This is a genomic window from Jatrophihabitans sp. (assembly GCF_046262535.1).
Classification (GTDB): Bacteria; Actinomycetota; Actinomycetes; order Mycobacteriales; family Jatrophihabitantaceae; genus Jatrophihabitans.
The window spans coordinates 1-14211 of sequence record NZ_JBHEMO010000113.1 but is presented as its reverse complement, the minus strand read 5'-3'; the positions used below and the strand labels follow the sequence as shown (position 1 = coordinate 14211).

11 protein-coding genes and 1 pseudogene are annotated in these 14211 nt (G+C 69.2%); 6 read left to right on the top strand and 6 right to left on the bottom strand.

The window, feature by feature from the left end:
* Positions 1 to 524 precede the first annotated feature (524 nt).
* A complete protein-coding gene (locus ABR571_RS15310) occupies positions 525 to 1172 on the top strand; it encodes a lysophospholipid acyltransferase family protein (RefSeq protein ID WP_409454070.1) in 648 nt (215 codons plus the stop codon).
* A gap of 174 nt (positions 1173 to 1346) precedes the next feature.
* Entirely contained in the window at positions 1347 to 1886 is a 540-nt protein-coding gene (locus ABR571_RS15305; RefSeq protein ID WP_409454069.1) for a hypothetical protein, read from the top strand.
* A gap of 102 nt (positions 1887 to 1988) precedes the next feature.
* Here ABR571_RS15305 and ABR571_RS15300 read toward each other — a convergent pair whose 3' ends face one another.
* Positions 1989 to 3221 (bottom strand): PP2C family protein-serine/threonine phosphatase, encoded by a 1233-nt coding sequence (locus ABR571_RS15300; protein ID WP_409454068.1) that lies wholly within the window; start codon positions 3219 to 3221, stop codon positions 1989 to 1991.
* Between the two features lie 716 nt (positions 3222 to 3937).
* Here ABR571_RS15300 and ABR571_RS15295 point away from each other — a divergent pair.
* The gene (locus ABR571_RS15295; RefSeq protein ID WP_409454067.1) at positions 3938 to 5365 is read left to right on the top strand and encodes a cytochrome P450; all 1428 of its coding nucleotides are present in this window, start codon (positions 3938 to 3940) and stop codon (positions 5363 to 5365) included.
* Here ABR571_RS15295 and metH read toward each other — a convergent pair.
* A complete protein-coding gene (metH, locus tag ABR571_RS15290; protein ID WP_409454066.1) occupies positions 5344 to 9135 on the bottom strand; it encodes a methionine synthase in 3792 nt (1263 codons plus the stop codon). The two genes, ABR571_RS15295 and metH, sit on opposite strands and share 22 nt — an antisense overlap.
* A gap of 111 nt (positions 9136 to 9246) precedes the next feature.
* On the opposite strand from metH, the gene ABR571_RS15285 reads away from it, so the two are divergent.
* Positions 9247 to 10140, top strand: coding sequence for a PAC2 family protein (locus ABR571_RS15285; protein WP_409454065.1), 894 nt, complete (start codon positions 9247 to 9249; stop codon positions 10138 to 10140).
* A gap of 9 nt (positions 10141 to 10149) precedes the next feature.
* Here ABR571_RS15285 and ABR571_RS15280 read toward each other — a convergent pair whose 3' ends face one another.
* Both ABR571_RS15280 and mshC read right to left on the bottom strand, forming a co-directional pair.
* Complete coding sequence (locus ABR571_RS15280) at positions 10150 to 11022, bottom strand: hypothetical protein (RefSeq protein WP_409454064.1); 873 nt, start codon at positions 11020 to 11022, stop codon at positions 10150 to 10152.
* Positions 11023 to 11115: 93 nt separating this feature from the next.
* Positions 11116 to 12348, bottom strand: coding sequence for a cysteine--1-D-myo-inosityl 2-amino-2-deoxy-alpha-D-glucopyranoside ligase (gene mshC / locus ABR571_RS15275; protein WP_409454063.1), 1233 nt, complete (start codon positions 12346 to 12348; stop codon positions 11116 to 11118).
* 31 nt (positions 12349 to 12379) lie between these two features.
* Between mshC and ABR571_RS15270 the strand changes: the two genes are divergently transcribed.
* Entirely contained in the window at positions 12380 to 12817 is a 438-nt protein-coding gene (locus tag ABR571_RS15270) for an SRPBCC family protein (RefSeq protein WP_409454062.1), read from the top strand.
* Between the two features lie 5 nt (positions 12818 to 12822).
* Here the strand turns inward: ABR571_RS15270 and ABR571_RS15265 are convergent, their stop codons facing one another.
* Together ABR571_RS15265 and ABR571_RS15260 are read right to left on the bottom strand one after the other, a co-directional pair.
* Complete coding sequence (locus ABR571_RS15265; protein ID WP_409454061.1) at positions 12823 to 13593, bottom strand: SCO1664 family protein; 771 nt, start codon at positions 13591 to 13593, stop codon at positions 12823 to 12825.
* The gene (locus ABR571_RS15260) at positions 13590 to 14102 is read right to left on the bottom strand and encodes a DUF3090 domain-containing protein (protein ID WP_409454093.1); all 513 of its coding nucleotides are present in this window, start codon (positions 14100 to 14102) and stop codon (positions 13590 to 13592) included. Before ABR571_RS15260 ends, ABR571_RS15265 begins: the two co-directional genes overlap by 4 nt.
* Positions 14103 to 14112: 10 nt before the next feature.
* Between ABR571_RS15260 and ABR571_RS15255 the strand changes: the two are divergent.
* Positions 14113 to 14211: pseudogene (locus tag ABR571_RS15255) on the top strand (undecaprenyl-diphosphatase); the annotation flags it as partial.

The window sequence follows — 14211 nt, the reverse complement described above, 5'->3', positions numbered from 1 at the left end:
CCGATGTGGACGTGTGATTGCCAGCAGCGCGTTCCCGGACCGGCCGCCGGTTAGTAGCTGTAGGGACCGTCTGGGATGGGTAAAAGTTGGCGGCGGCGGTAAACGGTCCGCGGTGGAAGGAGTTCTGCTCATGGGGGACAGTGGCGGCGCAGTTCGCGCGGGCGGCCACCGGGCCACGCCGAGGACAGCAGCGGCGGGGCGATCGACCCGGGTCTGGCGCGTGATCTGAGCGAACTTGCCCGCGCGTTGGGTAGTCAGAGCGAAACACAGGCGGGCGCCTGGCCTGCTTGGGGTCGAAGGGGCCGTCGGAGCGAGGGGCATGCCGGAACCATCGCGCGAACTGTGGACGGCAGCCCCGCGCTCAGAGCGTGCGCGGGCGTTGATCCGGTACCGGCGATCACCCTCCGTCACGAGGCTCGGGCCACCGGCAGCGGCCGCCCCGCGGCGGGAGCGAGCCCAGTAGGCGGTAATTTTCAGCCATGTCGAGTGACTCGCCCGAGCTGAGTGCGGCCTATCGGGCTGTGATGGCGGCCACCGCCCCCGTCGTGCTCGGTTGGGGCCGACTGCAGGTCTCAGGTCTGGACGTCATCCCGCTATCGGGGCCGACATTGATCCTCAGCAACCACGACAGCAACTGGGACCCCATTGCAATCGGTCTGGCCGCCCGCCCCCGGCGTCAGATCCGGGCACTGGCGAAGGCGAGCCTGTGGAAGAACCCGCTCGTGGGGAAGGTGCTCGACGGGATGGGACAAATCCCGCTGCAACGCGGCCAGGGAGACATCGCTGCCCTGGAGTCAGCGATCACCGAGCTACGCGCCGGCGCGTGCATCGGGGTATTTCCCGAAGGCACCATCTCGCGCGGCAAGGTGTTGCGGGCTCGAAGCGGCGTTGGCCGGCTCGCTGAGGCTGTCCCCGAAGCCACGATCGTGTGTGCCACCGTGCAAGGCACCGTCGACATCCAGCGGGCACCCAAACGACCTCGCGTGAAGGTGTCCTTCTACGTCCCCGACCAGCCCCAGCTGCTGCCTGGCCAAAGCAGCGCTGACTTCGTCGTCCGGCTGATGGCCGACATCCGACACCGCGCCCCGATCACTGTGCCCGGCCGCGCCAAGGCGGCAGAGAGATTCCGCCGCGCCGCAGCCCTCACCGAACCGCCGCACCCAGATCTCTAGGCAGACGAACTCCGTCGGGCTGACTTCGTTCGGGTCCGTGCAGTCCGGTTCAGTCACTTCGTGGAGATCTGGACTTCCGTGCCGGCGTCGGGTTCGGCTCGTTGCTGACGGGGTACCTGGTCCCTACCAGCAAGCGGGTCCACCGTGAGCGCGGCTCCTCAGGAGGACACCAACATGGCTCGCAACACCATTTCCCGGTCCTTGCACGACATCGGCTTGGCGGCGTGGTTCGGCGGCACGCTGGCCAACGCCGTCGCCCTGAACGCCGCATCAGGCCAGACCTCGAACGCGGCCGACAGCGGGCGGGTCGCCAACGCCGGCTGGGACCGGTGGACCCCCGTCAACGCCGCAGCAATTGGCGCGCATCTCCTCGGCTCGGTCGGTCAGCTCGGCGGCAACAAGTCGCGGCTTGCAGCACAATCCGGCGTCGGGAAGATGGCTCTCGTGAAGACCGCCCTGACCGCCGGCGCGCTCGGCGTCACCGCCTACAGCCGCACGCTGGGACAGAAAGTGTCCGCACGACCCGACGTTCCCGTAGGGGATGCGACCTCTCCTGCGGCCGGGACCCCGCCGGAGGTGGCCGCGGCGCAGAAGCAACTCGCACTACTGCAGTGGGCGGTGCCGGCCCTCACCGGTGCGCTCGTCGTGATCAGCTCATTCGCCGGCGAGCAGCAACGCCCATCAGAAGTGTCCAAAAACCTACTTAAGCGCTGAGCCCGCGCGACGCGAGCCGGGGCCGACTTTGCGCCTCCAAGGACCAAATGCGTTATTAGCCGCTCGTGCCGGGCGGCCGGCTGCGTTCGCCATTGACTGCGCTCATCGCCGGGGGTGGTCTGCTCCGGCCTCGCTATCGCGGTCGCGTCCGTGGTGGCCGTGCCAGTCGAGCATCAAGATGGTGGCGTCGTCAGCGAGCACCGGGCCGGCGGCTTCGATGACTGCGTCGGCCAGCTGGCGGGTGGCCTCGCGCGGGTGCAAGCCGCGGGTTCGGCCGAGCAGGTCAGTGAGTGGGACGGCTGCGGCCTGGCGATCGACCATGCCATCGGTGATCAGCACGAGCCGGTCACCGACCTGCAGGGGTACGTCTGTCTGCTGGTAGCTCCGGTTGGCGTTCAGCCCGAAAGGCAGGTTGGCCGGCAAATCGACCGGCTCGATGACCGATCCACGCATTAACACCGGCAGCACATGGCCGGCGTTGACCAGCCCGAGCACGCCACGCCCGAGATCCAAGCGCCCGAGCAACCCCGTCACGAACGCGCCCATCGCGTGGTCGCGCACGGCCGCGTCGGCAGCGGCCGCCTGCTCCAGCAAGGACCCGCCAGCCCGGCGGGTGTTACGCAGACTGCCGACGCACAGGGTCGCGGTGAGCGCGGCCGCCACGCCGTGACCCATCGCATCCGTCAGCGACACGTGCAGGGTGTCCCGGCCCAGGGAGTAATCGAAGGTGTCGCCTCCAATGGTCGCGGCCGGCTCCAGCCAACCGGCGACGGTGGCTGACCCAGCCTCGCAAGTGAATGCACCTGGCAGCAGGCGGCGCTGCATCTCCGCGCTCAGCTCGAACGGCGTCGTGCGCTGGCCCCACTCGAACAGGTCGGTGTGCCGGCGGTTGGCGATGACCACGAACGCCAGCAGGTGCGCCGCCCGACAAACCCGCTTCACCACCGCCTCGTCCGGTTCGCTGGGCAGGTGCACCTCGAGCGCACCGACCACCTCACCGCGTTGCGTCACCGGGGCCAGCACCCGCCACCCGTCACCGTCCGGAACCGTTACCGGCTGCTGGTCCACCACGACGGCCCAAGCGACCTTGTCGCTAAACGGGACGATCTCGGCCGGGTCGACGCCCGTCAGCTGTGCCTGCGCCCAAGCGGCCGACCGCGGGCCGAGCCGGACCAGCGCCCGGCCGGCGAGGTCGGCGATCAAGAAGCAGACCCGGTCGCTACCCAGCGAGGCGGCCAGCTTCCGCGTCACGGCGTCCACCGCCTCGAGCGGCGACACCGCCTCCACCGACTCCAGCACGTCGAAGAGGTCGAAGTCCGGGTTGGGACGGGCCATGACCACGACAGTAGGCCAAAGCGGTCGCTCACAAGAGCGCAAAACGCGCGTCCCCGCTCGGCCGACGCGGCCCGCACCTGGCTGCGACACGTTCCACCGACCTACGCGCAAGCCTGGCTGCGTGACTCGACGCCGGACTGTCGATCGCCGCTGCGGGATCGAGCCCACGGTGACGGCGACCGACAGCATCAGGTACGACCGGTTCGGCTGGTCGATGACTGCTACGTCGGTGACACCCCGCCGTGATGCGGGACTTATCTGCCCGCTGACGCCGCCGCGGCGGTCGGTTTGGACTTGCCAGTCACACGACCGGTCCGACGCAGTGCTGCTCGACGCCATTTCTCCTCGTACGGTCGGTCCCCGGCGCCGACTGTCTGCGCCGACGTCCACGCACTCAGCTCTTAGGCTGGCACAGCCCGATCAGCCCAGGCCCTGATCGTTGTCGATGCCGGAAATGATCTTGTCGGGTACACAACGGGTACACATCAGAACCGAAAACGGCAGTTCTTGATCACCCTCGTCCAACGCGGGACCCCCCGGAAAATATGGGCTCCAACGGCTTTCGTCGCTGGCCACCGACCCAGGGACAGTCCATGTCGAACAGCACCGCCTGCAGGACCGAAGGCGTCACCACGCACCCACGCTACCGGCGGGGCAGCCCCCCTCCGGAAGTAGACCGGCTAGCACCCTTACCCGAACGGCCGCTGTCGGGCTGAATGGACAAGCTCAGTCCGCACGTACCGGGGGGAAACGTGTCCGTCGAAGCCAGAGATCCGCAGTTCCTGCCGCTGCCGCCGGACGTCCCGATGTCGTGGCGCTCCCGGGTCAGGGCTGTGCAGCGCTACCACACCGGTATCGAGCAGATCCGCGATGCCGGCGGGCCGGTCACGACGGTGCGGCTCGGTCCGCGGCGGCTGGTGCCGTCCTTCGTCATCGTCGCCTCGCCGACAGGCGCGCGCGATGTGCTGGGCGGGACGAACGATGGGATGGACAAGGAGATGATCGTCCACGTCCAGAGCCGGGCGTTCGGCACGAACGTCTTCAACATGCCGCACGAGACGTGGAAATCGCGGCGCCGCACGCTGCAGCCGCTGTTCACCAAGAAGCACGTCGCGACGTTCGCCGGACACATGGCCACCGCCGCCGACGGCCTGGCCACGCGGTGGGTCAACGGCTCGACGGTGGACCTCGACGCGGAGGTTCGGGAACTGACGCTGCGAGTGATCGGACGGTCTGTGTTCGGCGTCGATCTCGGTGAGCGCCACGAGATCGGGGAGAACGCCCGGACCGTCCTGCAGTACGTGACGAATCGATCGCTGCGGCCGGTCCGGGCGCCCCTCTGGCTGCCGAACCCCACTCGACGCCGGTTTCGCCGTGCGCTGGCCGCGATCCACGCCGTGATCGACGACGCGATCGGGCAGTTCCGGGCCGACCCCGAGAGCGCGGCCGAACTCATCCGCCTCCTGGCCGAAGCCACCGACGCCGCCACCGGACGGCCGCTGACCGACGCGGCGATTCGCGATGAACTTCTCGTGTTCCTGATTGCCGGCCACGACACGACGTCGACGACGCTGGCGTACGCGCTGTGGGCGCTCGGGCGCAACGCCGAGATGCAGGAGCGAGTGGCAGCAGAGGTGCAGGAACTCGGCGAACGGCCATTGAGCGTGGACGACGTCGCTGCCCTGCCGTACACGACCCAGGTGCTGCACGAGGCGCTGCGGCTGTGCCCGCCCGCGCCGGCCATCGGGCGGATGGCGATGAAGGACGTCGTCGTCGACGGCTACCGGGTGCCGGCCGGAACGAATCTCGTCGTCGGTATCTACGCGCTGCACCGCGATCCGGAATTGTGGGACGACCCGTACCGGTTCGACCCGGATCGCTTCGCCGCGGAGCGTTCGCACGGGCGTGACCGTTGGCAGTTCCTGCCGTTCGGCGGGGGGCCGCGATCGTGCATCGGCGATCACTTCGCCATGCTCGAGGCTGTGCTCGGCCTGGCCAGCGTGGTGCGTTCGGCGGAAATCGTCTCGCTGGACGAAGACTTTCCGCTGGCCCTGCCCTTCACGATGGTGGCCGGCGGCCCGATCCGCGCGCGCGTGCGCGCCCGGGTCCCGTCGAGGTCAGTTCACTCGTTGTCGGATCGGTAACCGAGGTTGGGCGACAGCCAGCGCTCGGCCTCGGCCATCGTCCACCCCTTGCGCTTCGCGTAGTCCTCGACCTGGTCTCGACCGATGTGGCCGAGCACGAAGTACTGCGACTGCGGATGGGAGAAGTACAAGCCGCTGACCGACGCGCCGGGCCACATCGCCATGCTGTCGGTGAGCTCGATCCCGGTCTTGGCCTTCACGTCGAGCAGGTCCCAGAGGACCTGCTTCTCCGTGTGCTCGGGGCAGGCCGGGTAGCCCGGCGCCGGCCGGATGCCGACGTACTTCTCCTTGATCAGCGCTTGGGCATCGAGCGACTCGTCGGGTTGGTAGCCCCAGAACTCGGTGCGGACCCGCTCGTGCAGGCGTTCGGCGAAGGCCTCGGCCAGCCGGTCGGCCAGCGACTCGAGCAGGATCGCGCTGTAGTCGTCGAGGGCTGCCTTGAACTCCTTGATCTTCGCCTCGCTGCCCAGCCCGGCGGTGACGGCGAAGCCTCCGACGTAGTCGCGCAACCCCGTATCCTTCGGCGCCACGAAGTCGGCGAGCGATCGGTGCGGGATGCCCGGGCGGTGTTCGGACTGCTGCCGAAGCTGGTGCATGGTGGTCAGCACGTCGCGGCGTGTCTCGTCGGTGTAGACCTCGATGTCGTCACCGACGGCGTTGGCCGGGAAGAGGCCGATGACGCCACAGGCGCTGAGCCACTTCTCATCGATGAGCGAGTCAAGCATCTGCTGCGCGTCTTCCCACAGCTTGCGGGCGGCCTCGCCCGAGACCGGGTGGTTGAGGATGTCCGGGAAGGACCCCTTCATCTCCCAGGCGTTGAAGAACGGCTGCCAGTCGATGTACTCGCGCAGTTCGGCCAGTGAGTAGTCGGTGAAGGTCTTGACGAACTGGGTCGGCTCACCCGACGCGTGGTAGTCGTCGGTGTGCACGTCGCGGGTCTGTTGCACGATCATGTGTGGGCGAGGCGGGCGGTAGTCCGTCCAGTCGATCGGGGTCCGGTTCGCGCGGGCGGTGTTTAGCGGCAGGATCACCTTCGCGTCCTTGCGGGCGGCGTGCCGCTCCCGCAGCGAGTCGTAGTCGGTCTTGAGGTCGGCGAGCAGCGCGGGCCGTTGCTCGTCGGACAGCAGGGCGGCGACGACCGGCACCGAGCGCGACGCGTCCTTCACCCAGATCACCGGGCCGTGGTACTGCTTGTCGACCTTGACGGCGGTGTGCGCCCGGGACGTCGTGGCTCCGCCGATCATGAGCGGGATATCGAAGCCCTGGCGCTCCATCTCGACGGCGAAGTTGACCATCTCGTCCAGCGACGGCGTGATCAGGCCGGACAGGCCGATCACGTCGGCGCCGTGCTCCTTGGCCGCGTCCAAGATCTTCTGGGCCGGGACCATCACGCCGAGGTCGATGACGTCGTAGTTGTTGCACTGCAGGACGACACCCACGATGTTCTTGCCGATGTCGTGGACATCACCCTTCACCGTGGCCATGACGACCTTGCCGTTGCTGCGCCCCGCGTCCTCGGGCGACTTGCCGGCTTCGATGAAGGGAATCAGGTAGGCGACGGCCTTCTTCATCACCCGCGCCGACTTCACGACCTGCGGCAGGAACATCTTGCCGGCGCCGAAGAGGTCGCCGACGACGTTCATGCCGGCCATCAGCGGGCCCTCGATGACCTCGATCGGCTGGCCGCCCCGCGCCTCGATCAGCGCCCGGAGTTCTTCGGTGTCGGTCTCGGCGTAGTCGTCGATGCCCTTGACCAGGGCGTGCGTGATGCGCTCGCCCACCGGTAGCTCGCGCCACTCCTCGTTGACGGCCTCGGCCTTCATCCCGTCGCCGGCGAACTCCGCCGCGATCTCGAGCAGCCGCTCGGTGGCGTCGGCGCGGCGGTTGAGGATGACGTCCTCGATCCGCTCGCGCAGCCGCGGGTCGACCTGGTCGTAGACGACGAGCGCGCCGGCGTTGACGATGCCCATGTCCATTCCGGCGGCGATCGCGTGATACAGGAACACGGCGTGGATGGCCTCGCGGACCGCGTTGTTGCCGCGGAACGAGAACGACACGTTGGACACGCCGCCGGACACCAGGGCGCCGGGCAGGTTCTGCTTGATCCAACGGGTGGCTTCGATGAAGTCGACACCGTAGTTGGCGTGTTCCTCGATGCCGGTGGCCACCGCGAAGATGTTCGGGTCGAAGATGATGTCCTCGGCCGGGAAGCCGACCTCGTCGACGAGGATGCGGTACGCCCGCTCGCAGATCGTCTTGCGGCGTTCGAGGTTGTCGGCCTGGCCCTCCTCGTCGAATGCCATGACGACGACGGCCGCGCCGTACTTGCGACACAGGGTCGCCTCGCGGCGGAACTTCTCCTCGCCCTCCTTCATCGAGATCGAGTTCACGATCGGCTTGCCCTGCACGCAGCGCAGCCCGGCCTCGATGACCTCGAACTTCGACGAGTCGATCATCAGCGGGACGCGGCTGATGTCCGGCTCACTGGCGATGAGCTTGACGAACCGATCCATCGCGGCGACGCCGTCGATCATGCCTTCGTCCATGTTGATGTCGATGACCTGCGCGCCGTTCTCCACCTGCTGGCGGGCCACGGTCAGCGCGGCGTTGTAGTTGCCGTCGCGGATCAAATTGCGGAACTTGGCCGACCCGGTGATGTTGGTGCGCTCACCGACGTTCACGAACAGGGATTCCTCGACGACGATCAAGGGCTCGAGGCCGGACAGCCGCAGCGCCGGGGCGGTCTCGACGGGTACGCGCGGCTTCTTGCCGTCGACCGCCCGGGCGATGGCCGCGATGTGCTCGGGTGTCGTGCCGCAACAGCCACCGACCAGATTGACGAAGCCCGCGTCGGCGAATTCGCTGATGATCGCCGCCGTCTCTTCCGGGGCCTCGTCGTACTCGCCGAACGCGTTGGGCAGCCCGGCGTTGGGGTAACAGGAGACGAAGGTGTCCGCGATGCGCGACATCTCGGCGATGTAGGGCCTCATCTCCTTGGCACCGAGCGCGCAGTTCAGCCCGATCAGCAGCGGCTTCACGTGGCGCACCGAGTGCCAGAACGCCTCGGTGACCTGGCCGGACAGCGTCCGGCCGGACGCGTCGGTGATCGTGCCGGAAATGATGACCGGCCAGCGGCGTCCGTACTCCTCGAACACGGTCTCGACGGCGAAGATGGCCGCCTTGGCGTTGAGCGTGTCGAAGATCGTCTCGATGAAGATGACGTCGGAACCGCCGTCGAGCAGGCCACGAGTGGCGGTGGAGTAGGCCTCGACCAGCTGCTCGTAGGTGACGTTGCGGGCGCCCGGGTCGTTCACGTCGGGCGAGATGGATGCGGTGCGGGTCGTCGGGCCGAGGGCGCCCGCCACGTAGCGGGGCCTGTCGGGCGTCCGTTCGGTCATGGCGTCGCACTCACGGCGGGCCAGCCGAGCGGACTCCACGTTGAGCTCATAGGCGAGGTCCTGCATGCCGTAGTCGCCGAGGGAGATGGCCTGCGCGTTGAACGTGTTGGTCTCGAGCAGGTCGGCGCCGGCCTCGAGGTACTCGCGGTGGATCCCGGCGATGATGTCGGGCTGGGTGATCGTGAGCAGGTCGTTGTTGCCCTGCAGCGGGGTGGGCCAATCCGCGAAGCGGGTGCCGCGGTAGCCGGCCTCGTCCGGGCGGTCGCGCTGGATCGCCGTTCCCATGGCACCGTCGAGTACGACGATCCGTGACCGCAGAAGGTCGGTCAGGGCGTCCGTGCAGTCCGGGCGGTGCGACGGGTTTTCGGACAAGGTGTATCCCTCGATGGATCGGCGTGGGGGGTGAGATGCCGAGTTTACCGGCGACGCCCACTAAACCGCGCCTCGAATGATCCGGGGCGCGGCGGTCGTAGGGTGGGGAGCATGACGGATACGCCCGACACCGGTGACTGGCCCCAGCTGGTCGATCCGGTGCTCGTCGCCGCCTTCGAGGGCTGGAACGACGCCGGCGACGCCGCGAGCGGGGCGGTCGAACACCTGGAACTCGTCTGGGACGCGCAACCGCTGACCGAACTCGACCCCGACGACTACTACGACTTCCAGGTCAACCGCCCCCAGGTGTCGTTGGTCGACGGGATCTCCCGGCGGATCAGCTGGCCGACGACCCGCTTCTCCTACTGTCGCCCGCCCGGCGCCGAGTTCGACCTCGTCCTCGTCCACGGCATCGAGCCGAACATGCGCTGGCGCACGTTCTGCGGTGAATTGCTGGGCGTGATCCGCGAACTCGACGTTCGGATGGTCGTCACGCTGGGCGCGCTGCTGTCGGACTCCCCGCACACGCGGCCGACCCAGGTGACCGGAACGGCGTTCGACCCCGAGTCGGCGGCCCGGTTCGGTCTCGAGCGCTCGCGGTACGAAGGGCCGACCGGCATCGTCGGCGTGCTGCAGGACGCCTGCGTGGCAACGGGTATCCCGGCGATCTCCTTCTGGGCCGGCGTCCCGCACTACGTGTCGCAGCCGCCCAACCCGAAGGCCACGCTGGCTCTGCTGCACGGCGTGGAGGAAGTGCTCGACGTGCCGATCCCGCTGGCCGAGCTGCCCCAGCAGTCAGACGAGTGGCAGAAGCTCGTCGACGAGATGGCGGCCGAGGACGACGAGGTCATCGAGTACATCCGCAACCTCGAAGAGCGCGACGACGAGATCGACCGGACCGAGATGCACGAGGCCTCGGGCGACGCCATCGCCCGCGAGTTCGAGCGCTACCTGCGCCGGCGCGACCGCGGTGGCGGCCACGCCGGCGGAAACCCCTTCGGCTGAGCCGGCCCGCTAGCTCCGCTGCTCGGGCGGAGGCGGCGCACTGGTGTACGGCGGTTGCGCCGGCTGGCCTTGGTACTGACTGGGCTGGCCTTGGTACTGGCTGGGCTGGCCTTGATACTGGCCGGGCTGCGAAGGCAGGTGCTGCGTGGCCGCCGCGTCGCCGGCGGTGCGCTCATGGCGGCCGTTCCCGCCGCCGTTGTGTTCCGCTCCGGCTGAAGTCCCCGCCCCGGTCGCAGTCCCGGCCCCGGCGGCCGGTCGGGCGTCGGCCGAAGCCCGTTCGCGTTCCTTCTCGCGGTCGCGCGCGGCGTAGGCCTCGCGCTCGCGGGCCAGGCGCTGCTCCTCCTCGGCCGCCGCCGCCTCTTCGGCCGCCACGCGGCGCTCAGCGGCGCGCACGTCGCGCACGCTGTGCACCGACAGCCGGCCGAGAGCCACCGAGGCCACGAACAGGATCAGCGCGCCGATGCCGTAGAAGAACACCAGCTCGGTCAGCGCGCGCACGTCCTTGCCCGAACTGGGGTCCGGGGATCCGGTCGAGAGCTTGAGGACGGGGGCGAGCGCCGGTGCGACGATCAGCCAGGCGCCGCTGAGCACCGCCACCCAGGCGCCGAACACGGTAACGACCCGGCTCCGGCTGAGCAGCAGCAGCAGGCCGCCGAGGACGGTCAGCACCCCGGGCAGCACGTTCAACCAGCCACGGTCCGCCGTCCAGTGCCACGCCTTGTCGGGCGACGGGGTGAAGGCAAGATTCAGGTACGGGCCGATGAACGGGATCAGCGCCGCCCAGGCCCCGAGAACGACGACCAGGAAGCCGCTCGCGGCCCCCCGGCTACGTGGCACGCGGACGCGGCTCGCCCGAATGCTGGTGTTCAGATCTGCGGTCATCACGACCTCCTGGGTCGTCCGGCTGCGATGGAGCCCTTCGGGAAGGTATGCCCGCTCTTTACGCGAACCAATCACCGGCGCGAGCCGCGCGGCTCAGAGAGCGACGCCCAGCAGACCGTCGACGAGCTTGGCGACCGCACCCGGAGCGGCCGGATCCCCCTCGGTCGCCGGTGCGTCCAAAGCACCTGCGGCCCAGCGGTCGATCGCCGCGAGCGCCGATGGCGTGTCCAGGTCGTCGGCGAGCGAGCGGCGTACCTCGGCCAGGAGCTTGTCGCTAGTGGGGGCGGCCGGCAGCGCCGCCGCCGCCCGCCACCGGTGCAGGCGGGCCTCGGCCGCAGGTAACCGACCGCCCGTCCACTCGCGATCGGCGCGGTAGTGCCCGTCGAGCAGCGCCAGTCGCACCGCCATCGGATCGACGCCGGCCGCTCGGAGTTTGGAGACGAGCACGAGGTTGCCGCGCGATTTGCTCATCTTCTCGCCGTCCAAGCCGATCATCCCGGCGTGGACGTAATGGCCGGCGAACGGCGTCGTCCCGGTGAGGGCCTCGGCGTGCGCGGCCGAGTGCTCGTGGTGCGGGAAGATCAGGTCCGATCCCCCGCCCTGGACGTCGAAGTCCATGCCGAGCCGGTTGAGCGCGATGACGCTGCATTCGATGTGCCAGCCGGGCCGGCCGGCGCCGATGCCGGTGTCCCAGTACGGCTCGCCCGGGCGGCGCCCGCGCCAGAGCAGCGAGTCGAGCGAGTCCTGCTTGCCGGGCCGGTCCGGGTCGCCGCCGCGTTCGCCGAAGAGGGCGAGCATGGTGTCCCGGTCGTAGTTCGACTCGGTCCCGAAGCCCGGAGCTGCGCTCACGGGGAAGTAGACGTCGTCATCGAGCCGGTAGGCGTTGCCCTCCTCGAGCAGCCGCTCAATGCTTTCAGTGATCTCCGGCACGGCCTCGACCACGCCCACGTACTCGTCCGGCGGTAGCACCCGCAGCGCGGTCATGTCGTCGCGGAACAGCTGGATCTCCCGTTCGGCCAGGCTCATCCAGTTCTCGCCCGTGCGTGCCGCCCGATCGAGCAACGGGTCGTCGACGTCGGTCACGTTCTGCACGTAGTGCACCTCGTGCCCCGCATCGCGCCACATCCGCTGCACGAGATCGAAGGCCAGGTAGGTGCCCGCGTGCCCGAGGTGCGTCGCGTCGTAGGGAGTGATCCCGCATACGTACAGCGTCGCGGTCCCGCCCGGCGCCGTCGCCCGGACCGCCTGGGCCGCGGTGTCGAAGAGCCGCAGGGGCTCGCCGCGTCCGGGCAGGTCGGGGACCGCGCACGCGGGCCAGGCATCCATACGCCCACGTTATCGGGCAGACTCCGGGGCCATGAGCGCATACCTGGTCTCTGAGTCCCGCACGATCGCGGCCGACCCGCAGAAGCTGTTCGACATCGTGGCCGACCCGGCCATGCACCCTGTGATCGACGGATCCGGATCGGTCCAGGCCGTCCACGGGGACGTCCCGAAGCGACTGTCGAAGGGCGCGACGTTCGGCATGGACATGAAGCTGGGCGCGCCGTACAAGATCACCAACACGGTGGTCGAGTTCGAGGAGGGCCGGCTGCTCGCCTGGCGGCACTTCAACGGCCACATCTGGCGCTACACCTTCGAACCGGTCGAGGGCGGCACCAAGGTCACCGAGCAGTGGGACGCCCGCCCGGTCTGGAACAAGCTGGCCCTGCGGCTGTCCGGCTTCCCGAAGCGCAATCGCGCGGGCATCCTCGGCACGCTGCAACGGCTCGACGAGCTCGCCGGGGCCAAGTAGCGCCGCTAAATCGGCGGCCAAGGCACGGCCGGCCAGTCCCCCGACGGTTCGGGGTGGCGCCCGGCCGCGAGGAGCCGGTCGACGCGAGACTTCGTCTGGCGCACCTCTCGCCGGGTGAGCAGGTCGTCCAGCCGCTCGCCGAGGTCGCCGTCCAGCGCCGCCCGAAGGGTCCGCAGGACGTCGCACATGGGGCCCGGGAGCCGGGCGCCGGCCCACTGCCACAGCACCGTCCGCAGTTTGTCCTCGGCGCTGAACGTGACGCCGTGGTCGACGCCGTACACGTGCCCGTCGACGGTCGGCAACAGGTGACCGCCCTTGCGGTCGGCGTTGTTCACCACCGCGTCGAAGACGGCGATCTGCCTCAGCCGTTCGAGATCGCGGCGCCGCATGAACCGCGCGATGTCCACCGTCTCGTCGGTGTCCACCCAGAGCTGCACCATGCCGGGGCCCGCCGGACCGTCGCGGTAGACGGTCGGCGGGACGATCAGCCAGCCGGTGACCGCGGACACCTCGTAGGCCGCGACCTCCCGCTCGGCCAGGGTGCCGTCCGGAAAGTCCCAGAGCGGCCGTTCGCCGGCGATGGGCTTGTAGACGCAGGCGGCGACCTGGTCGTCGCAGGTGACCGAGCAGTAGAACGTGGCATTCGACGCGTCGACGACCCGGCCCTCGATGGCCAGTCGGCCACCGCGCAGCAGGGCCAACGCCTCGTCGACGCTGATCCCCGGACTCCCGTCGACCGACAGTGCCAGTGGCGGGGTGAGTTCGCCGGGCGTCACGGGTTCAGCGAGATGCCGCGGTGGTAGCCGTTGAGCCGCGCGCACACATGGCCGGCCGGATCGAGGGGCTGGCTGCACAGCGGGCACGGCGGGCGGCCGGCGGTGACGAGCCGGCGAGCCCGCTCCACGAAGGACCGCGCGTCGCGCGGGTCGATCAGCACGCGCAGTGCGTCCGGGCCCTCTTCGACGTCTTCGAGCAGGGTCTCCTCGGCCTCGGCCGGGGTCTCGACCGGGGCCTGGGCCTCGATGATCACCAGGCCGGCGTCGCCGTCCCAGGCCAGCCCCATGGCCGCGACGCGGAATTCCTCGTCGATCGGCTGCTCGAGCGCGTCGTTGTCGAGGTCGCTGGCCGGCAACGCCGTGCCGGTACGGGTCACGATCTCGTCGAGCAACTGCTCCAGGCGGTCGGCCAGGATCACTACCTGCTGCTTCTCGACGCCGACCGAGACGATCCGGTTGCCGTCGACGGCCTGCAGGTAGAAGGCGCGCTCGCCGGGCGCCGGCCTGATCGGGGTCGCCGTGGTCTTCGCCTTCGTGGTCGGTCTGGCCTCGATCCACTGGCTGCTGCGGTGGCTGACCAAACACGGCACCTTCGTCTTCATCTACTACCGCGTCGCG

Excerpts from the sequence above, each read along its gene's own strand:
- ABR571_RS15270 (WP_409454062.1), top strand. The coding sequence starts at position 12,380 with ATGAGCGCATACCTGGTCTCTGAGTCCCGCACGATCGCGGCCGACCCG.
- mshC (WP_409454063.1), bottom strand. The coding sequence starts at position 12,348 with ATGGATGCCTGGCCCGCGTGCGCGGTCCCCGACCTGCCCGGACGCGGC.
- ABR571_RS15295 (WP_409454067.1), top strand. The coding sequence starts at position 3,938 with ATGGACAAGCTCAGTCCGCACGTACCGGGGGGAAACGTGTCCGTCGAA.
- ABR571_RS15305 (WP_409454069.1), top strand. The coding sequence starts at position 1,347 with ATGGCTCGCAACACCATTTCCCGGTCCTTGCACGACATCGGCTTGGCG.
- ABR571_RS15310 (WP_409454070.1), top strand. The coding sequence starts at position 525 with ATGGCGGCCACCGCCCCCGTCGTGCTCGGTTGGGGCCGACTGCAGGTC.
- ABR571_RS15285 (WP_409454065.1), top strand. The coding sequence starts at position 9,247 with ATGACGGATACGCCCGACACCGGTGACTGGCCCCAGCTGGTCGATCCG.
- ABR571_RS15300 (WP_409454068.1), bottom strand. The coding sequence starts at position 3,221 with ATGGCCCGTCCCAACCCGGACTTCGACCTCTTCGACGTGCTGGAGTCG.
- ABR571_RS15280 (WP_409454064.1), bottom strand. The coding sequence starts at position 11,022 with ATGACCGCAGATCTGAACACCAGCATTCGGGCGAGCCGCGTCCGCGTG.